At 70.0% G+C, this 26,273-nt stretch carries 24 protein-coding genes; 12 read left to right on the top strand and 12 right to left on the bottom strand.

The features are described 5' to 3' along the window. Positions 1-57 precede the first annotated feature (57 nt). Positions 58-1,449: a sugar ABC transporter substrate-binding protein gene (locus JHN45_RS26655; RefSeq protein WP_201050933.1), complete on the bottom strand. Its 1,392-nt coding sequence runs from the start codon at positions 1,447-1,449 to the stop codon at positions 58-60. Between the two features lie 173 nt (positions 1,450-1,622). On the opposite strand from JHN45_RS26655, the gene JHN45_RS26650 reads away from it, so the two are divergent. Together JHN45_RS26650 and JHN45_RS26645 are read left to right on the top strand one after the other, a co-directional pair. Continuing rightward, complete coding sequence (locus tag JHN45_RS26650) at positions 1,623-1,994, top strand: response regulator (RefSeq protein WP_201050932.1); 372 nt, start codon at positions 1,623-1,625, stop codon at positions 1,992-1,994. A gap of 213 nt (positions 1,995-2,207) precedes the next feature. Then, entirely contained in the window at positions 2,208-3,152 is a 945-nt protein-coding gene (locus JHN45_RS26645) for a hypothetical protein (RefSeq protein ID WP_201050931.1), read from the top strand. 27 nt (positions 3,153-3,179) lie between these two features. Here JHN45_RS26645 and JHN45_RS26640 read toward each other — a convergent pair whose 3' ends face one another. Then, positions 3,180-3,602 (bottom strand): Rieske (2Fe-2S) protein, encoded by a 423-nt coding sequence (locus JHN45_RS26640; RefSeq protein ID WP_201050937.1) that lies wholly within the window; start codon positions 3,600-3,602, stop codon positions 3,180-3,182. A 228-nt stretch (positions 3,603-3,830) separates the two neighbouring features. On the opposite strand from JHN45_RS26640, the gene JHN45_RS26635 reads away from it, so the two are divergent. Together JHN45_RS26635 and JHN45_RS26630 are read left to right on the top strand one after the other, a co-directional pair. Beyond that, on the top strand, positions 3,831-4,916 hold the full coding sequence (locus JHN45_RS26635) for a LacI family DNA-binding transcriptional regulator (protein ID WP_201050936.1): 1,086 nt from the start codon (positions 3,831-3,833) through the stop codon (positions 4,914-4,916). Continuing rightward, a complete protein-coding gene (locus JHN45_RS26630; protein WP_201050930.1) occupies positions 4,913-5,824 on the top strand; it encodes a carbohydrate kinase in 912 nt (303 codons plus the stop codon). The genes JHN45_RS26635 and JHN45_RS26630 overlap by 4 nt, the downstream gene beginning before the upstream one ends. A gap of 70 nt (positions 5,825-5,894) precedes the next feature. Here the strand turns inward: JHN45_RS26630 and uvrA are convergent, their stop codons facing one another. Next, entirely contained in the window at positions 5,895-8,873 is a 2,979-nt protein-coding gene (gene uvrA, locus JHN45_RS26625; protein ID WP_201050929.1) for an excinuclease ABC subunit UvrA, read from the bottom strand. Positions 8,874-9,098: 225 nt separating this feature from the next. Here uvrA and JHN45_RS26620 point away from each other — a divergent pair, with 225 nt between their 5' ends. Beyond that, positions 9,099-9,785: a maleylpyruvate isomerase family mycothiol-dependent enzyme gene (locus JHN45_RS26620; RefSeq protein WP_201050928.1), complete on the top strand. Its 687-nt coding sequence runs from the start codon at positions 9,099-9,101 to the stop codon at positions 9,783-9,785. Here the strand turns inward: JHN45_RS26620 and JHN45_RS26615 are convergent. Continuing rightward, a complete protein-coding gene (locus JHN45_RS26615; RefSeq protein ID WP_234467953.1) occupies positions 9,780-10,070 on the bottom strand; it encodes a hypothetical protein in 291 nt (96 codons plus the stop codon). The genes JHN45_RS26620 and JHN45_RS26615 overlap by 6 nt on opposite strands. A gap of 118 nt (positions 10,071-10,188) precedes the next feature. On the opposite strand from JHN45_RS26615, the gene JHN45_RS26610 reads away from it, so the two are divergent. From JHN45_RS26610 to JHN45_RS26595, 4 genes are all read left to right on the top strand, one after another. Continuing rightward, on the top strand, positions 10,189-10,845 hold the full coding sequence (locus tag JHN45_RS26610) for an MBL fold metallo-hydrolase (protein WP_201050927.1): 657 nt from the start codon (positions 10,189-10,191) through the stop codon (positions 10,843-10,845). Between the two features lie 322 nt (positions 10,846-11,167). Continuing rightward, positions 11,168-12,052, top strand: a complete 885-nt coding sequence (locus JHN45_RS26605; RefSeq protein ID WP_201050926.1) for an ABC transporter substrate-binding protein — start codon at positions 11,168-11,170, stop codon at positions 12,050-12,052. Then, positions 12,049-12,966, top strand: coding sequence for an amino acid ABC transporter permease (locus JHN45_RS26600; protein WP_201050925.1), 918 nt, complete (start codon positions 12,049-12,051; stop codon positions 12,964-12,966). Before JHN45_RS26605 ends, JHN45_RS26600 begins: the two co-directional genes overlap by 4 nt. After that, positions 12,963-13,733, top strand: coding sequence for an amino acid ABC transporter ATP-binding protein (locus tag JHN45_RS26595; RefSeq protein ID WP_236584122.1), 771 nt, complete (start codon positions 12,963-12,965; stop codon positions 13,731-13,733). The genes JHN45_RS26600 and JHN45_RS26595 overlap by 4 nt, the downstream gene beginning before the upstream one ends. 101 nt (positions 13,734-13,834) lie before the next feature. On the opposite strand, the gene aroQ is transcribed toward JHN45_RS26595, so the two are convergent. Continuing rightward, positions 13,835-14,308, bottom strand: coding sequence for a type II 3-dehydroquinate dehydratase (gene aroQ / locus JHN45_RS26590; RefSeq protein WP_026178372.1), 474 nt, complete (start codon positions 14,306-14,308; stop codon positions 13,835-13,837). Between the two features lie 173 nt (positions 14,309-14,481). Between aroQ and JHN45_RS26585 the strand changes: the two genes are divergently transcribed. Then, a complete protein-coding gene (locus tag JHN45_RS26585; protein WP_201050924.1) occupies positions 14,482-15,753 on the top strand; it encodes an MFS transporter in 1,272 nt (423 codons plus the stop codon). A 5-nt stretch (positions 15,754-15,758) separates the two neighbouring features. Here the strand turns inward: JHN45_RS26585 and JHN45_RS26580 are convergent, their stop codons facing one another. From JHN45_RS26580 to JHN45_RS26550, 7 genes are all read right to left on the bottom strand, one after another. After that, positions 15,759-16,862, bottom strand: a complete 1,104-nt coding sequence (locus tag JHN45_RS26580) for a calcium:proton antiporter (RefSeq protein WP_201050923.1) — start codon at positions 16,860-16,862, stop codon at positions 15,759-15,761. Between the two features lie 61 nt (positions 16,863-16,923). After that, complete coding sequence (locus JHN45_RS26575; RefSeq protein WP_201050922.1) at positions 16,924-17,238, bottom strand: hypothetical protein; 315 nt, start codon at positions 17,236-17,238, stop codon at positions 16,924-16,926. 128 nt (positions 17,239-17,366) lie between these two features. Next, entirely contained in the window at positions 17,367-18,368 is a 1,002-nt protein-coding gene (locus tag JHN45_RS26570; RefSeq protein WP_200710496.1) for a TerC family protein, read from the bottom strand. Positions 18,369-18,602: 234 nt separating this feature from the next. Further along, a complete protein-coding gene (locus tag JHN45_RS26565) occupies positions 18,603-20,672 on the bottom strand; it encodes a TerD family protein (RefSeq protein ID WP_201050921.1) in 2,070 nt (689 codons plus the stop codon). 48 nt (positions 20,673-20,720) lie between these two features. Beyond that, positions 20,721-21,299, bottom strand: coding sequence for a TerD family protein (locus JHN45_RS26560; protein ID WP_200710494.1), 579 nt, complete (start codon positions 21,297-21,299; stop codon positions 20,721-20,723). Between the two features lie 158 nt (positions 21,300-21,457). Next, entirely contained in the window at positions 21,458-23,596 is a 2,139-nt protein-coding gene (gene uvrB, locus JHN45_RS26555; RefSeq protein WP_201050920.1) for an excinuclease ABC subunit UvrB, read from the bottom strand. A 40-nt stretch (positions 23,597-23,636) separates the two neighbouring features. Further along, positions 23,637-24,500 (bottom strand): MHYT domain-containing protein, encoded by an 864-nt coding sequence (locus JHN45_RS26550; RefSeq protein ID WP_201050919.1) that lies wholly within the window; start codon positions 24,498-24,500, stop codon positions 23,637-23,639. 279 nt (positions 24,501-24,779) lie between these two features. Between JHN45_RS26550 and JHN45_RS26545 the strand changes: the two genes are divergently transcribed. Then, positions 24,780-25,655 carry a glycerophosphodiester phosphodiesterase family protein gene (locus JHN45_RS26545; RefSeq protein WP_201050918.1) on the top strand — a complete coding sequence of 292 codons (876 nt, stop codon included), beginning with the start codon at positions 24,780-24,782 and terminating at the stop codon, positions 25,653-25,655. Positions 25,656-25,700: 45 nt separating this feature from the next. After that, a complete protein-coding gene (locus tag JHN45_RS26540; RefSeq protein ID WP_200710490.1) occupies positions 25,701-26,255 on the top strand; it encodes a methylated-DNA--[protein]-cysteine S-methyltransferase in 555 nt (184 codons plus the stop codon). Positions 26,256-26,273 lie beyond the last annotated feature (18 nt).

The following is a 26,273-nucleotide window of genomic DNA, read 5'->3' as shown; positions in this document are numbered from 1 at the left end:
AAAACGGGCACCACGCGCGTGGCGCTCGGGGCGGGCACACGCGCGTGGTGCCCGTTTTCACGATGGGTTCATCGGATATCCGTCGTGCGCCGCGAGATCCTTGTCGATCGCCTTGGCGGCCTCGTCCAGGGTGGCCCGGACCGGCGCCCGATCGAAGATGATCTTCGCGAAGGCGCGGGAGAAGGCATCGCTGATCGCCGGGTAGGCCGGCGTCTGCGGCCGGGGGCGGGCCACGCCGTCCCGGAGCTGCTCGATGAACAAGTGCTCGGGGCCGCCGGGGGCGTACTGCGGAGAGAGCTTGATCGCACTCTCGGTGGCCGGGATCGCCCCGTTGGCCACCGTCATCCGGTGCACCTGGGCGGGCTGGAGCAGGAAGGACAGGAAGCGCCACACGGCGTCGCCGTCGGCGTTGCCCGCCGGGACCCCCCACTGGAAGGAGCCCATGCCGGTGACGGTGCCCTGGCCGAAATCGGGCAGCGGGACGATCGTGACGTCCCCGGGGAAGGCCTTGTTGAATTCCGGATAGGTCCAGTGGCCGCACCAGGAGATCGCGCTGCGGCCGCTGACGAACGCCTTGTCGTCCTTGACCATGTCGATGAGCCCGGCCTTGGCCCAGTTCTGCATGGTGGTGAGCGCCTCGACCGAGCCGGGGCCGTTCACATAGCCGTCGGCGGTGCGGTGGTTCCCGGGCTCGACGAGGTCGCCGCCCGCCGACCACACGGCGGGCGCGAAGCCGTAGGTGTTCCACTCCTGGCCCGGCTGCGCGTAGACGAGCCGCAGGTCGAGCGGCGCCTGGTAGCCCTGGGTGCGCAACTTCCGCAGGATGCCGGTCAGTTCGGTGGCCGTCCAGGCGTTCTCGGGGCCGGTCGGGATACGTATTCCGGCCTTCTTCAGGACGGACCTGCGCACATACAGGCCCATGCCCGAGTCGAACGTGCCGATGCCCCACAACCTGCCCGCGTAGGTGCCCTGTTGACGGATCGTCGGCAGCAGGTCGGCGCGGACGCTCGCGGGCACGCAGGAGTCGATCGGCCGGAGCTTGCCCGACCAGGCGTAGCTGTAGAGGTTGGGCCCGTCGAAGTCGAGGAGGTCGGGCAGGTCCCCGCTGGCGGCGGCGGAGAGCACCAGGTCGTTGTAGACGCGGTTCTCCGGGAGGGTGACCAGCTCGACCCGCACCTGTTTCTGCCGCTTGTTGAACTCCTTCACCTGGCTCTGCAACGTGGTGAGTTCGCCGCTCGGGCCCGCGTGGAACCACACGGTGATGTGTGCGGTGCCGTCGATCTTCCCGTCGCAGGTGGTGTCCTTCGGGGACGCGCTCACCCCTTTGGCGTCGCTCCCGCCGCCGTCGCACGCGGCCAGCAGCAGGGCCGCGCACAGCACCCAGGGGACCAGGGTGCCCCGTACCCGGCGCATCGCGGGCCACGCGCGCGTGGCGCTCGTACCGCTCATGGCACACCCCCACTCGACCGGCCGACCAGGCCTCCCCAGGGCCCCGACATGCTACCGCCCGTCGTATCGCCATCGCCCTGTGTGCACGGGAACCGTCGTTCACGGCACGGGACTTCAGCACTTTCCGGCTAGCTGGAAAGCGCGACCGACCACATGGTTGGCAAGCTGTGGACATGTCGCTGCGCTGTCTCCTCGTCGATGACAGCGCCCGGTTCCTGGAGGCGGCCCGCGCCCTGCTGGAACGTGGCGGAGTCGAGGTCGTCGGCATCGCCTCGACGGGCGCGGACGCCGTCTCCCGGGCCCGGGAGACGGCCCCCGACGTCGTCCTGGTCGATCTCGACCTCGACGGCGAGAACGGCTTCGACGTCGCGCGCCGCCTGGTGGGCGACGTACCGGCGGTGATCCTCATCTCGACCCACTCCCGGGAGGACTTCCAGGAACTGATCGCCGCCAGCCCCGCGCACGGATTCCTGCACAAGTCGTCCCTGTCCGCGCGGGCGATCAGGGACGTCCTGAGCGACGGCGGGCCGGCCGCACCGCCCTGAGCCCACCCACCACGACTCGGCCAGGTCACACCGGGCTGTTGGGCGACAGGTGTTGTCGGGACTTGGTCAACACGCTTCAATGCGGGGGAACTCGGGGCGTGAACGACGGCGTACGGATGTGAAGACCCTTCTCCGATGCCGACGGGGGCCCCGAAGCAACCCGCGTGAACGGTCTGACCAGCCGTTGTGAACATTCACAGAAAGGGCCCCTGCATGCCGCACGCCACACAGCAGGCGGATGTCGCCACCGCGGAACTCGACTCGGCCCTGCGCGGCGGCCCCTTCCACGTCGCACTGCGCGCCGCCATCGCCGCCCGCGGACTGCCACTGCAGCGCGTCCAGCACCATCTGACGCGCTACGGGGTCAAGGTCGGCGTCACCAGCCTGAGTTACTGGCAACAGGGCGCCCGCCGCCCGCAGCGCCCCGAGTCGCTGCGAGCCGTACGGGCGCTGGAGGAGATCCTCCAGCTCCCGGAGGAGTCCCTGATCCGGCTGCTCGCCGAGGCGGAGGAACGCGCGGTCGCCGCCCGCCCCGCGGCCCGCTCCTACCGCTCCTTCGTCGAGGCCTCGGGCGTCCTGGAACAGCTGCTGGCCGAACTGGAGTCCACGCCCGACAGCGGGCTGCACACCTTCGGGCACCACGAGCGGGTGCGCGTCGGCCCGCGCCGCGAGCTGGCGAGCCGTGAGTCGCACCACATCGTGCGCGCCCACCGGGACGGCGTCGACCGCTTCATCGCCGTCCACTACGGCGACCCGGGCTGCACCCCGGAGCACATGACCGTGCACGCCCTGGAGAACTGCCGCACGGGCCGCGTCCGCCGCCACCACGACACCGGCATGCTGGTCGCCGAGTTCCTCTTCGGCACCCGGTTGCGCTCGGGAGATACGTTCCTCTTCCGCTACGGCGTCGAGGACGGCACCGCCGGCGCCTCCCGCGAGTACGTCCGCGACTTCGGGTCCGCGGGCGGCCAGTACGCGCTCCAGGTGAGCTTCGACGAGAGCGCGCTGCCGACGCGCTGCCACCGCTTCACCCAGCACTCGGCGGCGGCCCCGCGCAGCGGCCGTCAGGAGCTGCGCCTGACCGGACACCACTCGGTGCATCTCGTGGAGCCGCGGGTGCGGTCGGGGATCGTGGGGATCGGCTGGGACTGGGAGTGAGCCGCCGCGGCGCGGACACCCCAGGGGTCAGGCGCCCGGTCCCGCGACGATCCTGCCGTTCTCGGCCGTCACCTTCAGCTCCGTCAGCGGCTCGGTGGCCGGGGACTGGAGCACCTTGCCCGTGGTGGCGTCGAACTGGCTGCCGTGGCACGGGCAGATGAGAGTCGTGCCGTCCAGCTTGTTGATCGGGCACTGCGCGTGCGTGCAGATCGTGCTGTACGCCTTGAGAGTGCCGTTCGCGGCCCGGCTGACGACCACGTTGCTGTCCCGGTAGAGCTTGGCGCTCCCCTTGGCGACCTCGCTCTCCGCTCCGAGGTCCACGGGCGCGGTCGGCGTCGCGGAGGCCCCTGAGCCGCCGCCCGAGCAGGCGGCGAGCCCGAGTCCGGCGACGGGCGCGATTGCCGCTCCGCGCAGGACGGTACGACGGCTCGGGACGGGGCGGCCGGGCATGGAGGTCTCCAACTGTTCGAGCCGTTCGGGCTGCTCAGGGGCGGTGCGCGACCGTTCGGAGGTCGGTGCACGGCGCACGATACCGGTGAGGTTCCGCCCGCTTTGAGCCGGGTTCACCCCATGACCGCTCACGGTACGTAAACGTTTGCGCAAGCGTTTACGTCAGGCACCGGATGGGATAGGTTCCCGGCCGGAAGACCTGCCGTGCCGCAGACAGGGGGATTCACGGTGGCCACCATGGTGGACGTCGCACGCAGCGCCGGTGTGTCCGTCGCGACCGTCTCGCACGTCCTGAACGACACCCGCCCCGTGCTGCCCGGCACCCGACAGGCCGTGCTGAGCGCGATCGAGGAGCTGGGCTACATCCCCAACACCCTCGCCCGCTCCCTGGTGACGTCCCGCACCCGCTCCATCGGCCTCGCGGTGTCGGCGATCAGCAACCCGTACTTCACTGAGATTCTCCAGGGCGTCGAGGCCGGCGCCCTGGAGCACGGCTACAGCCTGCTCATCGCCGACCCGCACGACGACCCGGAGCACGAGCTCAAGGTCGGCCAACTCCTGCACGAGCGCCGGGTGGACGGCATGATCGTCGCGCCCTCGGCGGACCCCGACGCCCTGGTCGCCTACCTCGGGCGGCACTCCGTACCGACGGTGTTCCTGGACCGGGTGGTCGAGGCGCCCCCGGACGACCCGTCCCCCTCCGGCCGGGCGGGCGCCTCCGATCGAGCGGGCGCCTTCGACCAGGTGTGCGCCGAGAACGTCGAACCCACGGCACAGCTGGTCACCCACCTCGCCGGACTCGGCCACCGCCGCATCGGCCTCGTCGCGGGACGGCCCGGGCTCAGCACCACCGGCGAGCGGTTCGCCGGATACCGGCACGGCCTCGCCGCCGCCGGACTCCCTTACGACGAGCGGCTGTTGGCGCACGGAGACTCCGAGTCGGCAGCCGCCGAGCGGGCCACCGCAACCCTGCTGTCCCTCGCCGCTCCGCCCACGGCCCTGGTCACCGCCAACAACGCGATGACCATCGGCGCCCTGCGCGCCCTGCGCGAGCGCGGTCTGTCCGTCCCCGGCGACCTCGCGCTGTGCTGCTTCGACGACTTCGCCTGGGCCGACCTGTTCGAGCCCCGGCTCACGGCGATCGCCCAGCCAAGCAAGGAGATCGGCGCCGAGGCCGTACGGCTGCTGCTGGACCGGCTCGCCGCGCCGGACCGGCCCGCCCGTGTGCTGCGGCTCCCCTGCGCGTTCGTCCACCGCACCTCGTGCGGCTGCCCCGACCAGCCCGAGAAGTCCACGAAGGGAAACGTCTCGTGATCGTCGTCGCCGGTGAGGCCCTGATCGATCTGGTACCGCAGGGCCCGGGCGCCCTCGCGGTCCTCAAGCCGGCGCTCGGCGGCGGCCCCTACAACACCGCCGTCGCCCTCGGCCGGCTCGGCTCCGCCACCGCCTTCTGCTCGCGCGTCTCCCAGGACGCCTTCGGCGAGGCCCTGCTCGCCGGACTGCGACAGGCCGACGTGGACGTCCTGGACGTACAGCGCGGCCCCGAGCCGACCACGCTCGCGGCGGCCACGCTCGACGCGAACGGCTCGGCCACCTACTCCTTCTACGTCGACGGCACCGCCGACCGGCTCTTCGCGATGCCCTACACGCTCCCCGCCGAGACCGAGGCGGTGTCCTTCGGCACCTGCTCGCTCGTCCTGGAGCCGGGCGCGAGCGCCTACGAGGAGCTGATGCGGACCGCTGCCGCGCAGGGCGTGTTCACCGCGCTCGACCCGAACATCCGGGCCGGTCTGATCCCCGACGCGGACGCCTACCGGGCGCGCTTCAAGAGCTGGCTGCCGCACGTGTCGCTGCTGAAGCTCTCCGAGGAGGACGCGATGTGGCTCGGGGGCAATCCCGTCGAGTGGCTGGCCGCCGGTCCCTCGGCCGTCGTGATCACCCAGGGCGGCGACGGTCTCACCGCGTTCACCCGGGACGGCAAGGTGTTTCCGGTGCCGGGCGAGAAGGTCGATGTCGTGGACACGATCGGGGCCGGCGACACCGTCAACGCGGCGCTGCTGCACGGTCTGTCCGCCCGGGACGCGCTGTCGCCGGAGGGGCTGACCGGCCTCGGCCGCGACGGCTGGACCAGCTTGCTGCGGTACGCGGCGCGGGCGGCGGCGATCACCTGTTCACGGGCGGGTGCGGAGCCGCCGTACGCCTCCGAACTGGGCGATATTTGACGGACGTCGATGCGGCGCCTCGCGAGGAGTCCCCGCGAGGCGCCGCATCGGTGTCCTTGCTCCGCGCCTGTCAGGCCTTGCGGGCCCGCGTCGTCTTCTTCGCGGGCGCGGCCTTCTTGGCGGGCGCGGCCTTCTTCGCCGCGACGGCCGCCGTCTTCTTGGCCGCCACCTTGCGCGGGGCCTTCACCGGAGCCCCGTCGCTGATCCGGTCGGCGTCGAGGATCTCGCGCAGGAACTTGCCGGTGTGGCTGGCCCCTACCGCGGCGACCTGCTCCGGGGTGCCCTCGGCGATGACGAGTCCGCCGCCCGCGCCGCCCTCGGGGCCCATGTCGACGACCCAGTCGGCCACCTTGATCACGTCGAGGTTGTGCTCGATGACGATGACCGTGTTGCCCTTGTCGACCAGTCCGCCGAGGACGGTGAGGAGCTTGCTGATGTCCTCGAAGTGCAGGCCGGTGGTGGGCTCGTCCAGGACGTAGACCGTACGGCCGGTGGAGCGCCGCTGCAGCTCGCTGGCGAGCTTGACGCGCTGTGCCTCACCGCCGGACAGGGTGGTCGCGGACTGGCCGAGGCGGACGTAGCCGAGGCCGACGTCCTTGAGGGTGTTGAGATGGCGGGCGATCCCGGGGACCGCCTCGAAGAACTCCGTGGCCTCCTCGATCGGCATGTTCAGGACGTCGGCGATGGACTTGCCCTTGTAGTGGACGTCCAGCGTCTCCCGGTTGTAGCGGGCACCGTGGCACACCTCGCACGGGACGTAGACGTCCGGCAGGAAGTTCATCTCGATCTTGATGGTGCCGTCGCCCGCGCAGTTCTCGCAGCGACCGCCCTTGACGTTGAAGGAGAAACGGCCGGGCAGATAGCCCCGCACCTTCGCCTCGGTCGTCTCCGCGAACAGCTTGCGGACGTGGTCGAAGACTCCGGTGTACGTCGCCGGGTTGGACCGGGGCGTGCGGCCGATGGGCGACTGGTCGACGTGCACGACCTTGTCGACGAGGTCGTCGCCGTCCACGCGCGTGTGCCGCCCCGGTACGTTCCTCGCGCCGTTCAGCTCGCGGGCCAGGTGCGTGTACAGGATGTCGTTGACCAGGGTCGACTTGCCGGAGCCCGAAACGCCCGTGACCGCGGTGAACACGCCCAGGGGGAACGAGACGTCGATGTCCTGGAGGTTGTTCTCGCGGGCGCCGTGCACCGTGAGCCGGCGGGAGGGGTCGAGCGGGCGGCGGATCTCGGGCAGCGGGATGGCCCTCTTGCCCGACAGGTACTGACCGGTCATCGACTCGTCGTTGGCGAGCAGCTCCTTCAGGGAGCCGCTGTGCACGACCTTGCCGCCGTGCTCGCCCGCGCCGGGGCCGATGTCGACGATCCAGTCGGCGACCTTGATGGTGTCCTCGTCGTGCTCGACGACGATGAGCGTGTTGCCCATGTCGCGCAGCCTGACCAGGGTCTCGATCAGCCGGTGGTTGTCGCGCTGGTGCAGGCCGATGGACGGCTCGTCGAGGACGTAGAGGACGCCGACGAGTCCGGAGCCGATCTGGGTGGCCAGGCGGATGCGCTGGGCCTCGCCGCCGGAGAGGGTGCCGGCCGCGCGGTTCAGCGAGAGGTAGTCGAGGCCGACGTCGACCAGGAAGCGCAGCCTCTCGTTGCACTCCTTCAGCACGCGCTCGGCGATCTTCTTGTCGCGGGCGTCGAGCTTCATCCCGCCCAGGAACTCCGCGCAGTCGCTGATGGACATCCCGGAGATCTCGGCGATCGACTTGTCCATGATCGTGACCGCGAGGACGACGGGCTTCAGGCGCGTGCCGTGACAGGTGGGGCAGGGCACCTCGCGCATATAACCCTCGAAGCGCTCCCTGCTGGCGTCGCTCTCCGCCTCGCCGTGCCGCCGCTTCACGAAGGGGACGGCGCCTTCGAAGGGCGTCGTGTAGACGCGCTCACGGCCGTACCTGTTGCGGTACCGCACCTCGATCTGCGTCTTGTGGCCGTACAGCAGGGCCTTCTTGGCGCGCTGCGGGAGGCCCGCGAAGGGGATGTCGGTGCGGAAGCCCAGGGCGTCCGCGAGGGCGCCGATGAGACGGCCGAAGTACTCCTTGGTGTGGCCGTGCGACCACGGGTGGATGGCGCCCTCGTCCAGGGACTTGTCTTCGTCCGGGACGATCAGCTCGGCGTCGACCTCCATGCGCGTGCCGATGCCGGAGCACTCGGGGCAGGCGCCGAAGGGCGAGTTGAAGGAGAAGGAGCGCGGCTCCAGCTCCTCGAAGGACAGGTCGTCGTACGGGCAGTAGAGGTGCTCCGAGAACATGCGCTCACGCTCGGGGTCGTCCTCGGGGAGGTCGACGAAGTCGAGCACGATCATGCCGCCGGACAGCCCGAGGGCGGTCTCCACGGAGTCGGTGAGGCGGCGCTTGGCGGAGTCCTTCACCGTGAGGCGGTCGATGACCACCTCGATGGTGTGCTTCTCCTGCTTCTTCAGGACGGGTGGTTCGGAGAGCTGGATGGTCTCGCCGTCCACGCGCGCGCGGCTGTAGCCCTTGGTCTGGAGGTCCGCGAACAGGTCGACGAACTCGCCCTTGCGCTCGCGCACCAGCGGCGACAGGACCTGGAAGCGGCTGCCCTCCGGCAGGGCGAGGACCTTGTCGACGACGGCCTGCGGCGACTGGCGCGTGATCGGACGGCCGCACTCCGGGCAGTGCGGCTTGCCGATGCGTGCGAAGAGCAGCCGCAGATAGTCGTAGACCTCGGTGATGGTGCCGACCGTCGAGCGCGGGTTGCGCGAGGTCGACTTCTGGTCGATGGAGACGGCCGGGGAGAGACCTTCGATGAAGTCGACGTCCGGCTTGTCCATCTGGCCGAGGAACTGGCGGGCGTACGAGGAGAGCGATTCCACGTAGCGCCGCTGGCCCTCGGCGAAGATCGTGTCGAAGGCCAGGGAGGACTTGCCCGACCCGGACAGGCCCGTGAACACGATGAGCGAGTCGCGTGGAAGGTCGAGCGAGACATTCTTCAGATTGTGCTCGCGCGCGCCACGGACGATGAGACGGTCGGCCACGCCGGTCCGCACCTTTCTTGAGAGAAGTGACAGGGGCGGGGCCCCCGTCGTTCTCAGACTAGGGGGAGCCACTGACAACGCCGGTCGGAATCCCGGCCGAGGCATAACAACCTCCGGCCTTCCAGCATGCCCGACGCCGCACCCGACGATATAGCACGTGCATTCGATTTACGGCACTGCTTCACCACCTTCACCCAAAGGTGTGGCGGGACTAGGGTCAGCAGCATGATTGATCACGCTCATGACCTGGCCTCTGTACATGACGCGACCGAACGGCTCCTCACCGCAGCCGCCGCACTGGACAACGCCTCGGCCGCCGAGCCGTCACGGCTCCCCGGCTGGAGCCGCAATCACGTCCTCGCCCACATCGCCCGCAACGCGGACGCCCTCGTGAACGTCCTCGAAGGGCGCCCCATGTACGCGACGGCGAGCGTCCGCGACGCCGACATCGAGCGCGACGCCCCGCGCCCGCTCGACGTCCAGCTCGCCGACGTACGCGAGAGCGGGGCCCGCTTCCAGGCGGTGGGCGCCGTTCCGGCGGACTGGTCGCGCACCGTGGAGCTGCGCAACGGGGTCGTCGACACCGCGTCGCGCGTGCCGTTCCGGCGGTGGGTCGAGGTCGAGCTGCACCACGTGGACATGGGGATCGGGTACGAACTGGAGAACCTGCCCGAGGAGTTCACCCAGCGGGAGACCGACTTCCTCGCCGAGCGGTTCACCGGGCACCCCGAGGTGCCGTCGACACACCTTTCGGACGGCACGCGCGCGTGGAGCACGGGCCGCCCCGCCGAGAAGCCCGAAGTCACCGTCACCGGCAGCCCGGCGGATCTGCTCGGCTGGCTCTGCGGCCGCCGCGACGGGTCCGGCCTGACGGTCGACGGCGACTCCTTGCCGGCGCTTCCCCCGCTATAGGCCACCGGCCCTGTCGTAGAGCCGCCGATGCCATTCGTCGGCGTCGCGTGCGGGCCGGGTGGTGAGCACCGGGTTCGGGCCGGTCTCGATGAGGTGGAGGAGCGTCCAGGCGACGCCGTAGCAGTCGTCCGGGCCGAAGCAGGAGACGAGCGCCAGGGCCTCCTCCGCCGTGACCGGCTTCGGGATCGCGGCGAGTTGGCGGTCCCGCCGCTCGATCTCCTCCTCGCTCGCGTCTTGGTCGGGAAGCGGTCCGTCGACGAGGAACGTGCGCACTTCGGGTCTCATGGGGGCATGATCGGCCTCCGTCGCCGCCGCGCTCAAGGCGTCCCGGTTCCGCACCCGAACGTCCGGTGGACACCGGCCACTTCGGAACGTCCTCCGGAAACGGATTAGGCTGACCGTCATGACGTACAGCGGCGAGGTCACGGTCGGCGGACCGGCGGATGTGCACGAACTCACGGACCTGATGATCACCAAGATCGCGGTCGGGCCCATGAACAACAACGCGTATCTGCTGCGCTGCCGGGCCACGGACGAGCAGTTGCTGATCGACGCGGCCAACGACGCGGAGACCCTGCTCGGCACGATCGGTGACGACGGCATCGCGTCCGTCGTCACCACCCACCAGCACGGCGACCACTGGCAGGCGCTCGCCGACGTCGTGACGGCCACGCGCCCGCGTACGTACGCGGGCCGCGAGGACGCCGACGGCATCCCGGTACCGACCGATGTCCTGCTCGACGACGGCGACACGATCCGGGTGGGACAGGTGGAGCTCACCGCGCGCCACCTGGTGGGCCATACGCCGGGTTCGATCGCGCTCGTCTACGACGACCCGCACGGGCATCCCCATGTGTTCACCGGGGACTGTCTGTTCCCGGGCGGTGTGGGCAACACCCGTAAGGATCCTGAGGCGTTCGCCAGTCTGATCCACGACGTCGAGACGAAGATCTTCGGCACGCTCCCGGACGAGACCTGGGTGTACCCGGGCCACGGCAACGACACCACCCTGGGCGCCGAGCGCCCGCATCTGCCGGAGTGGCACGCGCGCGGGTGGTGAGCGTCCGCCGGGAGTGAACGCGGGGCGCGAATCGATTCGTGCGCGCCCCGTGTGAATCCTTCGCACGCGCCGGTGTCGTACGCGCGCTCCCGGCACACATGGTTGCGCGGTCAACTGGAAGCAGCCCCGCTCAGGACGACGGCTCCTGCGCGGATGGGCCGCCGGTCCATCGATCCCCGCCCTCGACCGGCGGCCCCGGCAAACGCGTCCCGGGCGGGATCGCACAGCGCCTGTTCACAAGAACGCAACGCCCGTTCCCAATATGCGGACATTCGGGGCTGTGACCTCGACAAACAGGACGTTTGGCTGTCACTCTCCCGCCATGCACCTTGCCCCTCGCGTACCGAGTCGCGCGATAGCCGCCGTCACCATAGCCCTCCTCGCCACCGCCGTCGGCTGTGCTCCGCAACCGGAGGACAAGGCCTCCGACCAGGCCTCCACGTCGACCGGGACCACCTGTGCCAAGGGCAAGTTGGCCACCCAGACCTCCGGCAAGCTGACGATCGCGACGGACGAACCGGCGTACGAGCCCTGGTTCGAGGACGACAAGCCGGCCAACGGCAAGGGCTTCGAGTCGGCGGTCGCCTATGCCGTGGCGAAGCAGCTCGGCTACGACAAGAGCGCCGTCGTCTGGCAGAGCGTCCCCTTCAACAAGGCCTTCGCGCCCGGTGTGAAGACCTTCGACTTCGACATCAACCAGGTGTCGATCAGCGCCGAGCGCAAGAAGGCCGTCGACTTCTCGTCCGGCTACTACGACGTGCGCCAGGCCGTCATCGCGCTCAAGAGCAGCAAGGCCGCCAAGGCGACGACCATCGCGGGCCTCAAGGGCCTCAAGCTGGGCGCCCAGGTCGGCACCACGAGCCTGAACTACATCAGTGACGTGGTGAAGCCGACGCAGCAGGAGGCCGCGTTCTCCAAGAACGACCAGGCCGTCTCCGCGCTCAAGAACGGCCAGGTCGACGCGATCGTCGTTGACCTGCCGACCGCTTTCTACATCACCTCGGCCGAGGTGACCAACGCCAAGATCGTCGGCCAGTTCGAGAACCAGGGCGGCACGCCCGAGCAGTTCGGGCTCGTCCTCGACAAGGGCAGCGACCTCACGTCGTGCGTGACGTCGGCCGTGGACGCCCTGCGCAAGGACGGCACCCTGGCGGCGCTGGAGAAGCAGTGGCTGTCCGACGCCGTCGACGCCCCGGTCCTCAAGTGACCGTGGTGAAGGACGAGTCGGGCCAGGAGGGCTCGGACGACAAGGGCGACATGCCCGGAGGGGGCGACACGTACGTCCCCTCCGAGCGCCGCCTGGAACGCGAGCGGCACAAGCGCGCGCGTGCCCGCCGCGCGACCGCGATCGCCGCGGTGTCGACCCTGGTCACGGCCGTCGTCCTGTACCTGGTCGTGGTCAGCGCGCCCGGCTGGGAGCGCACCAAGGAGACGTTCTTCGACGGGCACTACGCGCGCGAGGCGTTCCCCAAGGTCCTCGAAGGACTGTGGCTCAACATCCGGCTGCTGCTGATCTGCGGTGTCCTGGTGCTCGTCCTGGGGATGCTGATCGCCATCGCGCGCACCCTGCGCGGGCCGGTGTTCTTCCCGCTGCGGGTGCTCGCGGCGGCCTACACGGACTTCTTCCGCGGGCTGCCGCTGATCATCAACCTGATGATCGTGGTCTTCGGAGTGCCCGCGCTGCGCCTCCAGGGCGTGACCGTCGACCCCGTGTGGCTGGGCGGTACGGCGCTGGTGCTGACGTACTCGGCCTACGTCGCCGAGGTGTTCCGCGCGGGCATCGAGTCCGTGCACCCCTCGCAGCGCGCGGCGGCCCGCTCGCTGGGCCTGACCAACCGGCAGGCGCTGCGGCACGTGGTGCTCCCCCAGGCCGTACGCCGACAGGTACCGCCCTTGTTGAACGATCTGGTGTCCCTCCAGAAGGACACCGGGCTCGTGTCCATCGGCGGCGCGATCGACGCCGTACGGGCGTCCGACATCATCGCGCAGCGCGCCCTCAACTACACGCCGTACATCGTCGCGGGGCTCGTCTTCGTGGCGCTGACCATCCCGATGACCCGCTTCACGGACTGGGTGACGGCCAGGATGGACCGGCAGCGCGCCCAGGGAGGCACGACATGAGCACCGATGACAAGTCCGCCGCCGCTCCCGTGCTGCGCATGGAGTCCGTCCGCAAGACCTTCGGCACGTCCGTCGTCCTGCGGGACGTCGACCTGGAGGTCCCGCAGCACACCGTGACCGCGCTGATCGGCGCGTCCGGCTCCGGCAAGTCGACGCTGCTGCGGTGCGCGAACCTCCTGGAGGACATCGACGACGGCGCGATCTGGCTGGACGGCGAGGAGATCACCGACCCGCGCGTCGACCAGGACGCGGTACGGCGCCGTATCGGCGTGGTGTTCCAGGCGTACAACCTGTTCCCGCACATGACGGTCCTGGAGAACATCACCCTCGCCCCGCGCCGGGTGCACGGTGCGTCCCGCGCGGAGGCCGAGGCACACGCGCGTGAGCTGCTGGAGCGGCTCGGGCTCGGGGACAAGGCGGGCGCCTACCCGGACCGGCTCAGCGGCGGTCAGCAGCAGCGGGTGGCGATCGTGCGCGCCCTTGCCGTACGGCCCCGGCTGCTGCTCTTCGACGAGATCACCGCGGCGCTCGACCCCGAGCTGGTAGGTGAAGTGCTCGCCGTGGTCCGGGACTTGAAGGACGAGGGCATGACCATGGTGCTGGCCACGCACGAGATGGGCTTCGCCCGGGACGTCGCCGACCAGGTCTGCTTCCTGGACGGAGGCGTGGTCCTGGAGCGCGGCACCGCCCAGCAGATCTTCGGCGACCCGCAGCAGGAGCGCACGCAACGCTTCCTGCGACGGATCGTGGAGGCGGGCCGGCTGTGACCGGCCGTCGTCCGTGACGGGGCCTCTGTCGGGGCCTCTGACGGGTCGTCTGTAACTGGTGGTCTGTAAGGGGCGTACGCCAGGGGGCCGGTGCTTACGCCTTACGCGTCGGCCTTCCCCGCCCCCGCCAGCGCGGCGACGCGCTCCACGCCGAACACGTACCCCTGCACACCGCACCCCGCGATGACGCCGTCGGCGCGCAGCGAGACGTAGGAGTGGTGCCGGAACGACTCGCGCTGGTGGATGTTGGAGATGTGGACCTCCAACACCGGTAGCCCGTCACAGGTGTTGAGGGCATCCAGGATCGCGATGGACGTGTGCGAGTACGCCCCCGGGTTGATCACGATGCCGCAGTGGTTGAGCCGCGCCTCGTGGATCCAGTCGACCAGTTCGCCCTCGTGGTTGGACTGCCGGAAGTCCACCGTGCCGCCGTGCCCGGCCGCCGCCTTGACGCACAGGGCCTCGACGTCGGCGAGGGTGTCGGAGCCGTAGATCTCCGGCTGGCGCTGGCCGAGGAGGTTCAGGTTGGGGCCGTTGAGGATCATGATCGGGGCGTTGGCCAGGGTGCGGGGCACGGTTCCTCCGGTCCGTTCGGACATGTCGTCGCGGGCGGGGCCGCCGGTCGACGGCCGCTGCTCGGACCCGGTCTATCACGCCGCCTCCGCACCACCGCGCGCCCCCGTAACCGACGTTCACTGTGGGTAGTTGACGCGGCATGCGTGATGCACCCACCGTAAGCACCCCGTCCATGCTCCGCCTCGCGACCGCCTCGCTCGCCGGCACCGCGATCGAGTTCTACGACTTCTTCGTCTACGGCACGGCGGCGGCCCTGGTCCTCGGGCCCCTGTTCTTCCCGACGTTCTCGCCGGTGGCGGGGACACTGGCCGCCTTCGGGACGTTCGGCGTGGGCTTCGTGGCGCGGCCGCTGGGCTCGATCCTGTTCGGGCACTTCGGGGACCGGCGCGGGCGGCGGCCGGTGCTCGTCGCCTCGCTGCTGCTGACCGGCGCCTCGACGGTCGCGGTCGGCTGCGTACCGTCGTACGGCTCGATCGGAGTGGCCGCTCCCGTGCTCCTCCTGGTGCTGCGTTTTCTGCAGGGCCTGGGGCTCGGCGGGGAGTGGGGCGGGGCGGTGCTGCTGACCGCCGAGCACGCGCCCGCCGGCCGGCGTGGACTGTGGTCGAGCTTTCCGCAGATCGGTCCGGCGGTCGGCTTCCTGCTGGCCAACGGCGTGATGCTGGCGCTGTCGGCGACCCTGACCGACGCGCAGTTCGCTCAGTGGGGGTGGCGGGTGCCGTTCTGGGTGGCCGGGGTGCTGGCCCTGGGCGGGCTGTGGCTGCGTTCGTCGCTCGCGGAGAGCCCCCGGTTCCTCGAAATCGACGACCACGCGCGCGTGCCGCTCGCCGAAGTCGTGCGCGATCACTGGCGGTTGGTGCTGCTGACCTCCGGAGCACTGTCCGTGGGCTACGCGATCTTCTATGCGGTGACGACCTGGTCCCTCGCCTACGGCACCGAGCGGCTCGGGGTCGGCCGTACCGAGATGCTGGCCTGCATCATGGCCGCCGTGGTGGTGAAGGGCTCGCTGACTCCGCTGGTGGCGCTGCTGAGCGACCGCTACGGGCGCCGACCGCTGTGTCTGCTGGGGTGCACGGCCGCCGCGCTGTGGATGTTCCCGATGGTCGCGCTGCTCGCCACGGGGGCACCGCTGCTGATGTTCCTCGGCTTCCTGGGGGCGCTGCTCGCGTTCGTGACGATGTTCGCCGTGCTGGGCGCGTATCTGCCGGAGCTGTACGAGCCGCGGGTGCGCTGCACGGGCGCCGCCGTGGGCTACAACCTCGGCGGAGTGCTCGGCGGTGCGCTCACCCCGATCGTGGCGACGGCGCTCGCCGAGCACAGCGGGCGCGTTCCCTGGAGTGTGGGCGCCTATCTGACGGGGGTCGCGCTGTTCAGCCTGGGCTGTTTCGCGCTGCTGCCGGAGACGCGACCGGTGCGGATGGCGGTCCCCGAGCCGGCCACCGGGTGATAAGGCTACGGGTTGATCGCCAGCTCCAAGTACGCCGCGAACAGCACCAGATGGACCCCGCCCTGGAGCGGTGTCGCCCGTCCCGGCACCACGGTCAGCGAACTGACCACCACGGTCAGGGCCAGCAGCACCATGTGGGTCGAACCGAGACCGAGGACGAGCGGTCCGGAGAGCCAGATGGACGCCAGGGCGACGGCGGGGATGGTGAGACCGATGCTGGCCATCGCCGAGCCGAGCGCGAGGTTGAGGCTGGTCTGTACGCGGTCGCGGCGGGCGGAGCGCAGGGCGGCGATGGTCTCGGGGAGCAGGACGAGCAGCGCGATGATCACGCCGACCACGGCGTGGTGCAGCCCGGCGGCCTCGACGCCGGACTCGATGGTCGGCGAGACGCCCTTGGCCAGTCCTACGACGCCGATCAGGGCGAGACCGAGCAGGCCCAGGCTGATCAGGGCGGTGCGGGCGGTCGGCGCGTCCGCGTGGCGGTCCTTGGTGATGACCTCGCCCTGCCGGGAGATCGGCAGGAAGTAGTCGCGGTGCCGCACGGTCTGCGTGGCCACGAAGAGGCCGTAGAGGGCGAGTGAGGACAGTGCGGCGAAGGTGAGCTGGGCGCCGGAGAACTCCGGGCCCGGCTTGCTGGTGGTGAAGGTCGGCAGGACCAGGCTGAGCGTGGCCAGCGTCGCCACGGTGGCGAGGGCGGCGCCGGTGCCCTCGGGGTTGAAGACGGCCGTGCCGTGGCGCAGCGAGGCGACGATGAGGACGAGGCCGACGATGCCGTTGCAGGTGATCATCACGGCCGCGAAGACCGTGTCCCTGGCCAGCGTCGAACTCTTGTCGCCGCCGTCGGCCATCAGGGTGACGATCAGGGCGACCTCGATGATCGTGACGGCCACGGCCAGGACCAGGGAGCCGAAGGGTTCGCCGACCCGGTGGGCGATGACCTCGGCGTGATGCACCGCGGCCAGGACGGCCCCGGCGAGGACCAGGGTCACCAGAGCGACGACCACACCGGGCAGGTCCTTGCGCCCCCAGGTGAAGATCAGCAGGACGGCTGCGAGCACCGGTACGAAGGTCGTCCACCGGGTGGTGAGCGACCTGAGCCGAGTGATCATGAAGAGATCCTCGCAGAGGCGTACGGGCCCCGCACTCCGGCGTCGCGGAGCCCGTCGCGCACTACTTGAACTCGGTCATGTCCAGTACGTCGCAGTCGGTGAAGGACGGCGGCCTGGTACAGAGCGCGGCCATCTGCTGGGCGAATTCGGTGGTACCGGGATCGTTGCTGTTGCGCATGGCGTCCTCGTACGAGTCGAACTCGATCACGACGAGGACGTGGCCGGGATTGCTCCGGTCCCGCAGGACGAGGCGGTGCGTCGGTCCGCCGGACCGGCCCGCGAAGCGCTTGTCCGCCTCCTCCGCCACCGCTCGCATCTCGTCGAAGCGGTCGGTCTCGAAGTCGACGATCTGCACGAACTTCATCGATGTGTCCATGGCTGCCTCCACCCGGCCGTGCCACCCCCGGGGCGGGGGCGCTCGGTATCCAACGAAGCACCGGGAGCGGAGGTCGGCAATTCATCGTGCGGTGCTCCCGGTGCTTGTTGTTCCTACGTCGGGCGTGGTCAGGCGTCGATGCTGTCCTTCGGGGCGCCTTCGGTCCCCGCCTGCGCCGCCTCGGCCGCCGCCGTCTTCTTGTTGGCCATCAGGCTGGTGATCGTGGTGACGATCAGGACCCCGCAGATCACGCCCAGCGAGACCGGGATGGAGATCTCCGGGACATGGACCCCGGACTCGTGCAGCGCGTGCAGCACCAGCTTGACGCCGATGAAGCCGAGGATGACCGACAGGCCGTAGCTGAGGTGGACCAGCTTCTTGAGCAGGCCGCCGATGAGGAAGTACAGCTGCCTCAGGCCCATCAGGGCGAACGCGTTGGCCGTGAACACGATGTACGGGTCCTGGGTGAGGCCGAAGATCGCGGGGATGGAGTCGAGGGCGAACAGCACGTCGGTCGTACCGATGGCGAGCATCACGACCAGCATCGGGGTCATGACCCGCTTGCCGTTCTCCCGGATCCACAGCTTGGTGCCGTGGTACCGGTCGGCCACGCCGAAGCGGCGCTCGGCGGCCTTGAGCAGCTTGTTCTCCTCGAACTCCGCGTCCTCCTCGTCGGCCCGGGCCTCCTGGATGAGCTTCCAGGCGGTCCAGATGAGGAAGGCGCCGAAGATGTAGAAGACCCACGCGAAGTTGGCGAGGACGGCCGCGCCCGCGGCGATGAAGATGGCCCGCAGGACCAGGGCTATGAGGACGCCGACGAGCAGCACCCGCTGTTGGTACTGCGAGGGCACGGCGAACTTGGCCATGATCAGGACGAAGACGAAGAGGTTGTCGACGCTCAGCGACTTCTCGGTGATGAATCCGGCGAAGAACTCGCCGCCGGCCTGGCCGCCTCCGAAGAGGAGCAGGCCGAGTCCGAAGAGTCCGGCGAGGGCGATCCAGACGACGGTCCAGATTCCGGCTTCCTTGATCGACACGTCATGCGGCTTGCGGCCGATGAAGAAGTCGACGGCGATGAGGGCGGCCAGCCCCACGATGGTCAGGACCCACAGGGTCACGGAAACATCCACTACTGCTCCTCCGGCGGTATTAACGGCAAATGGTCAGCGTCGTCGCTACCGGAGGTCTCTTCCACCGTGGACGGGCGTCCAGGGCCGACGCCCCGGGATCTGGCCTGATCCGTATTGACGGGTACGCCGCAGCAGATAGGGAGTACTCCCCTCCGTACGGAAGAGCTTACCCCAATCACCAAGGAAAGGTAAAGAGATTGGCAAAAGAAAGACAAACCAGCAGGTGAAGGCTCTTTACCTGTACTTGGTGCGAGCCGTCGCGACCTCGGTCAGCACCCGCTGGAGCACCTGGCTGCCGGGCGGCACGGACGAGGGCTCGTACGTCCAGGCATGACCGACCCACGGGTCGGCGAGATGGTCGTCGGGCAGCGGGGTGAGTCGCATCAGCGAACGCCAGAGCGGGTCGAGCAACGGGCCGTAGCCCGCCGCGTCCTCACGGTCCGCGACCATCATCAGGTGCACGCCGACGGCCGGTCCCTCGTCCGCGAGATAGCGCAGCTGGGTCACGGCACGGTCGTCGAAGCCGTGCGGGAAGTCGTTGACGATCAGCAGCTGTTCGGCCGTGTCGAGGCCGGGCGGCAGCGCGTCGGCGGCTCCGCCGCGCACCGCCATCTGCACCAGGTCCACCCGCTGGGTGAGCCGGGCCAGCACGTCCGCCACCCCGGCGGCCCCCACGGCGGGCGGCGCCGCCAGCACACCGGTGTGGACCAGGGGAACCAGCGCCTGCGCCGCCGAACCGGCCGGGTCGATGACGTGCACGGCGAACTCGCCCACCGGATAGACGGCCAGCAGCCGGGCCGCATGCGCCACGGCCGTGTCGAGCGCGAGGCGCCGCAGCTCGTGCGAGTCGGCGAACGAGCCGTCCAGGGACTCCCCGCTGCCGCTGTCGATCCACAGACCGCGCTCCAACGGCAGCCGGACCAGCATCGGGATGCGCAGGTCGGGGCTCTCCGGGAGATGGAGGTCGCCCAGGCGCAGGGCCATGGGGATCTCCATCGGGACGCGGTAGCCGTGCCAGACGGGGTTGTCCCAGCCGGCGAACGCGAGCGGGAGCGCGGGTTCGACCACCTCCGACTCGGCGGCCAGCTGGGCGAGGTCCCGGTCGAGGGCCGCTCGCGCCTGGTCGACGAGCTGAGCGTGCTTGGCCTGGGCCGTCTCCCGGGCCGCGTCGCCCTGGCCGCCGATCCGGCTGCGCGGGTCGGACAGCGCCTGGTCGAGCTCCTTCTCCATGCGCGAGTCGGCGAAGTCGACCGCGCTGCGGTACGCGGCCATCGTGCGGGCCAGATCCTCGAACATGCCCCACACCTGGTTGTAGAGCCGCTCCTCCATCGACCACCCGGTCGCGTCACCGGCGACGGGCTGCGCGGCCTGTCCGGGCGGAGCCGGGGGCGCGGTCGGCGCGGGCGACGGAGGCGCTCCCGTATGCCGACGCGGGTGGCTGTAGTCGATAGGGCCACCGGCGGCGGGCCCGGCGGCCTGGGCGGCGGGATCCGCGGGCGCGCCGGCACCGGGATATCCGGACTGCGGCGCCACGGCACCCGGGGTGCCCTGCGGACCGTACGGGGACGTGGACTGCGGCGCCACGGCGCTGGGGGCGCCCTGCGTGTCGTACGGCGACGTGGGTTGCGGAGCGACCGCGCCGGGTGTGCCCTGCGTGGTGCCGCTCCCCTCGGGGCCGATTCCCGGTGTGGCCGTCTGGCGGGTGCGGTCGCCGTCCGCGGTGCGCGGCGGGGGTGCCGCCACGGAACGGGCCAGTCCCCGGGCCACCGCTTCGTTGATGCCGCCCGCGAGGTGGGCGGCCTGGGGCAGGCCCTGGTCGGTGAGGAGCTCGGCCAGGCCGCCCGCGTAGCCCTGGCCGACGGCGCGCACTTTCCAGGCGCCCTGTCTGCGGTACAACTCCAGGGCCACGACGGCCGATTCGGCGTCCAGGCCGGTGATCGTGTAGCTGGCGACCTCGGTGCCGTCGAGGCCGGTGACCGCGACGAAGGGTGCGGCGACGGCCCCGAAGCGGGTGGGGCCGTCGGCGCCGAGGGGCAGCGCGAGCAGCACGCTGACACGGTGCACGGCCTCCGGCATGGCGCCCAGGTCCACCGCGAGGCGGTGGTCGGCGGCGGCCTGCTTGGAGACCTCGAGGCCGGGCAGGGTGGGTGTGCCCGGGTGGGCCACCCACTCGACGCCGTGGATCCTGCCGCGCTCGTCGCCGAGCGTGGCGGCGGCCACGACCGGCTTGCCGGCCGCGACCCGGATCTCCAGACGCATCTGGGAGAGCGGGTGGTTCTGCCCTCGCACCAGCTCGGCCGCCATCGCTCTCGTCCCCCTGCTCAGCCGTGTCGTCTCGTGTGCCGGGCCGCCCTAGAGGTGCGGCAGGATCGCCGGCATCAGGTCCTGGAAGGTGCGGCCATTGGTCGGTGTGCCGAGGGCCGTCAGGGTCCAGCCGGAGCCGGAGCGGTGCACCTTCGCCATGATCTGGGCCGTGTACTGGCCGCCGCCCGCCAGCGTGTAGCGGGCCAGCTCCTGGCCGTTGGTCTCGTCGACCAGGCGGCAGAACGCGTTCTGCACCTCCTGGAAGGTCTGGCCCGTGAAGGAGTTCACGGTGAAGACGATCTGGTCGATGTGGACCGGCACGCGCGCGAGGTCGACGAGGATGGCCTCGTCGTCCCCGCCCTGGCCGACACCGCCGACGAGGTTGTCGCCGGTGTGCCGGACGGAGCCGTCGTCGCTCACCAGGTGGCGGAAGAACACCACGTCCACCGGCTGCTTGTCGGCGAACAGCACGGCCGACGCGTCGAGGTCGATCTCCCGGGTGCGCGAGCCGAACAGACCGCGCCGGGGTGCCGCCTGCCAGCCGAGACCCATGCGCACCGCGGTCAGGCCGGTCCCGTCGTTCTTCTCAAGACTGATGGCCTGACCCTTGGTCATGTTGACGGTCACGGCTGTTCCCCTCTCGAACTGTCCCCTGTTGCCGCGGAATCCGCGGCTGCCCAGAACCCTACGCAGCGGCACTGACAGTGCCGAACCCCGCATCGGACTTTGTGTCGGTCTTGCAACACAGAGCGCATATCCCGAGGTCCGGCACTCCCCCGAGGAGGTCAGGCGATGCCCGCCTCCCTCATCTGACGCAGCTCCTTCTTCATCTCGTGCACCTCGTCGCGCAGCCGGGCCGCGACCTCGAACTGCAGGTCGGCGGCGGCGGCCCGCATGCGCTGGGTCATCTCCTCGATCTGCTCGGCGAGTTCGGCCGCGGGACGGTCGGTGGGCGCCCCGTCCTTCGCCTTCCCCTTGGCGGTTTTGCCGCCCTTCGCGGCCTTGCCGCCGAGCGCGGGCACGGGGGCCTTGGCTCCCTTGCCGTCCTTGTTCTTGCGGTAGCCCGAGCCGAGCAACTCCTCCGTGTCGACGTCCTCGCGGGCGATCTGGGCGACGATGTCGTTGATCTTCTTGCGGAGCGGCTGGGGGTCGATGCCGCGCTCCGTGTTGTACGCGACCTGCTTCTCCCGGCGGCGGTTGGTCTCCTCGATGGCCTTCTCCATCGCCGGAGTGATCCGGTCGGCGTACATGTGGACCTGACCGGAGACGTTGCGTGCCGCGCGGCCGATGGTCTGGATCAGGGAGGTGCCGGAGCGCAGGAAGCCCTCCTTGTCGGCGTCCAGGATGGCCACCAGGGACACCTCGGGCAGGTCGAGGCCCTCACGGAGGAGGTTGATGCCGACCAGGACGTCGAACTCGCCGGAGCGCAGCTCGCGCAGCAGCTCGATGCGGCGCAGGGTGTCGACGTCGCTGTGCAGGTAACGGACCTGGATGCCGAGTTCGAGGAAGTAGTCGGTGAGATCCTCGGCCATCTTCTTGGTGAGCGTGGTGACCAGGACGCGCTCGTCCTTCTCGGTGCGCTTGCGGATCTCGTGCACCAGGTCGTCGATCTGGCCCTCGGTGGGCTTGACGACGACCTCGGGGTCGATGAGGCCGGTGGGGCGGATGATCTGCTCCACGGCGCCGTCCGCGCGCGACAGTTCGTACTTGCCGGGGGTCGCCGACAGGTAGACCGTCTGGCCGATGCGCTTCTGGAACTCCTCCCACTTCAGGGGGCGGTTGTCCAGGGCGGAGGGCAGCCGGAAGCCGTGGTCGACGAGGGTGCGCTTGCGGGAGGCGTCGCCCTCGTACATCGCGCCGATCTGCGGGACCGTGTTGTGCGACTCGTCGATGACGAGCAGGAAGTCCTCGGGGAAGTAGTCGATCAGGGTGTTCGGCGCGGAGCCGGGCTCGCGGCCGTCGAAGTGCATCGAGTAGTTCTCGACGCCGGAGCAGGAGCCGATCTGGCGGAGCATCTCCAGGTCGTACGTGGTCCGCATCCGCAGGCGCTGGGCCTCCAGGAGCTTGCCCTGCTTCTCCATCTCGGCCAGCCGCTCGGCGAGTTCCTTCTCGATGTCGTTGACGGCCCGCTCCATGCGCTCGGGGCCCGCGATGTAGTGGGAGGCCGGGAAGACGTAGAGGTGTTCGTCCTCGCTGATGATCTCGCCGGTCAGCGGGTGGAGGGTGGAGAGGGCCTCGATCTCGTCGCCGAACATCTCGATGCGGACGGCCAGTTCCTCGTAGACCGGGAAGATCTCGATGGTGTCGCCGCGGACGCGGAAGGTGCCCCGGGTGAAGGCCAGGTCGTTGCGCGTGTACTGGATGTCGACGAAGCGGCGCAGCAGCTGGTCGCGGTCGATCTCGTCGCCGACCTTGAGGGGGACCATGCGGTCGACGTACTCCTGCGGAGTACCGAGGCCGTAGATGCAGGAGACCGAGGCGACCACGATGACGTCGCGGCGGGTCAGCAGCGAGTTGGTCGCGGAGTGGCGCAGGCGCTCGACCTCCTCGTTGACCGAGGAGTCCTTCTCGATGTAGGTGTCCGACTGCGGGACGTAGGCCTCGGGCTGGTAGTAGTCGTAGTACGAGACGAAGTACTCGACCGCGTTGTTCGGCAGGAGCTCGCGGAACTCGTTGGCCAGCTGGGCGGCCAGGGTCTTGTTCGGCGCCATCACGAGGGTGGGGCGCTGGAGCTTCTCGATCATCCACGCGGTGGTGGCCGACTTGCCGGTGCCGGTCGCGCCGAGCAGGACGACGTCCTTCTCACCTGCCTCGACGCGCCGGGCCAGCTCGGCGATGGCCGCCGGCTGGTCGCCGCTGGGCTGGTAGGAACTGACGACCTCGAAAGGCGCCACCGTGCGTTCGATGTGGGAAACGGGCCGCATGGAACCAACCGTACGACCCGCCACTGACAACGGGGTCGGATCAGCGGTTCTGCGGGGTGCGGGAGCGGCGGTGCCCGAGGTCGCGGTCGGCGCGGACCGGGGTGCGCCGGGGGTGCGGGACGACGGCGCCGGCCGGGACGCCGGGCTTGTGCTCGACGGGGAGCCGGGCGGGCTTGCCCATGACCATCAGCGGGTCGAACATCACGACGACACCGGCCAGGAGGAGGAAGGCGAGGGGGCCGATCATCATGGGCGCGAGCAGTGACGCGGCGGAGACTCCGTCGGTGGTCGCGGTCGTGCCGTGGACGTGGACGGTGAGGGCGGCCATGCCGGTGTAGTGCATGCCGGTGACGGCGAGTCCCATGACGAGACTCGCGCCCACGCTCCACAGGAACCCGCGGACCTGTCCGGCCGCCCACAGGGCGCTGATCGCGGCGACGACCGCTATGACGACGGAGGCGGCGACGGTGAAGGTGTTGTATTCGAGCTTTCCGTTGAGGCGCATGCCGGCCATGCCCAGGTAGTGCATCGAGGCGATGCCCAGGCCGGTGAGGGTGCCGCCGGTGAACAGGGCCGTCCCTCTGGCTCCCCGGTAGCCGACGATGAAGATCCCGACGCCCACCATGACGATGGCGACGGCGAGGCTCGCGAAGGTCATCGGTTTGTCGTAGTGGACAGGTGTCTGGCGGACCGAGAAACCCATCATCGCGATGAAGTGCATCGTCCATATGCCGGAACCGATCGCCGCCGATCCCAGGGCGAGCCAGCCGGGCCTCCAGGACTGGGTCACGAGCATCGATCTGGTGGTGCAGCGCAGGCCGAGCGCACCGCCGAGGCAGGCCATGAGATAGGCCACCAGGGGTGTGACGAGTCCGTAGCTGAAACCGTCGACCGTGCCCCGCATGCGCAGTAACCCTTCCGCCCTGTTCCGTCCCGCAAATTCCTGAAACCCGCCCGGCCCCAGGACCGCAGGAACGGTCAGGGTCGACGCAGAGAGTATGGCCCCCACCGGAATGGTCGAACGATTTTCCGGCAAAGAAACACGGCCCTGCCCCACTTGTGCGGCACCGGTGAGCGGACTTGGGCAACTCCATTCATTCTGTGTCCATCCTGTACCCGACGGGTAGTGACGTTCCGCCGTCACTCTTGAGCTGTATGTGATCGCTCGACGCGAGGAGTACGTATGCACCTGCGCGCAGTTGCCGCCTCGACCACCGCGCTCCTGGGGGCCGCCGCCCTCCTGCTCCCCTCTCCCCGGGCCAGTGCCGGTGACGCCGCCCAGTGGCCCGTCGTGGTCGCCCATCGCGGCGCGTCCGCCTACGCCCCCGAGAACACCCTGGCCTCCATCGACAAGGCGGCCCGGCTCGGTTTCCAGTGGGTGGAGAACGACGTCCAGCGCACCAAGGACGGCGAACTCGTCGTCATCCACGACGACAGCCTGAAGCGCACCACCGACGTCGCGAAGGTGTTCCCCGACCGGGCCCCCTGGAAGGTGCAGGACTTCACCGCCGCCGAGATCGCCCGCCTCGACGCGGGCAGCTGGTTCGGCCCCGCGTACACCGGCACGCGCGTGCCCACGCTCACGCAGTACATGCGCGAGGTGGAGCACAACCACCAGAGCCTGCTCCTGGAGATCAAGAACCCGGAGCTGTACCCCGGCATCGAGCAGCAGACCCTCAAGGTCCTGGGCAACGAGGGATGGCTCGACCAGTCCCACCTCGGCAGCCGGCTGATCGTGCAGAGCTTCAGCGCGGCCAGCATCCGGATCGTGCACGACCTCGCCCCGGGCATCAGGACCGGCTTCCTCGGCACACCCTCCGTTTCCGCCCTGCACGAGTACGCCGGCTTCACCGACCTGATCAACCCGTCGTACGGCTCCATCTCCACGAGCTACGTCTCCGCCGTGCACGGGTTCACCGGTCCGCACGGCACTCCGATGGAGGTGTACGCCTGGACCGTCGACGACGCGCCCACGGCGTGGAAGGTCGCGGGGTACGGCGTGGACGGCCTCATCACCAACAGACCGGACGTGGTGCGGTCCGCGCTGAGCGGGTTCTGAGACCGCTCGCGGGGCGTTGTCAGTGCCGGGTCGTACGGTGGGCGCATGGACAGCCTTGGGCAGAACGAGCAGCGGGTCGTGTGGACCGTCGTCGGCACCGACATCGGTCCGCTGCTGCTGGCCGCGACACAGGACGGCCTGGTCAACGTCGTGTTCCACGCCACGGACGCGGTGCGCGAGAAGACACTCGACCGGCTGGCGTCCCGGCTGGGCACCGAGCCGGTCGAGGCACCCGACTCCCCCTTGCTGGCCGAGGCGATACGCCAGTTCGAGGCCTACTTCGCCGGAGCGCGGCGCGACTTCGACCTGCCGCTCGACTGGTCACTGATCTCGGGCTTCAACCGCCAGGTACTGCGCGAGCTGGCGTCCGGCGTCCCGTACGGCTCGGTCGTCGGCTACGGCGACCTGGCCGGGCGGGTCGGCCAGCCGCGCGCGGCCCAGGCGGTGGGGGTGGCGATGGGTTCCAACCCGCTGCCGGTCGTCGTGCCGTGCCATCGGGTCGTCGAGAGCGACGGCGGCATCGGCGGGTTCGGCGGCGGCCTGGAGACGAAGAGAAAACTGCTGGCACTGGAGGGTGTTCTGCCCGAGCCGTTGTTCTGAGCGCTCGGGCAGGGGGGC

This window comes from Streptomyces sp. MBT53 (assembly GCF_016654115.1).
GTDB lineage: Bacteria > Actinomycetota > Actinomycetes > Streptomycetales > Streptomycetaceae > Streptomyces.
This window is presented reverse-complemented; position numbering and strand designations above follow the sequence as displayed.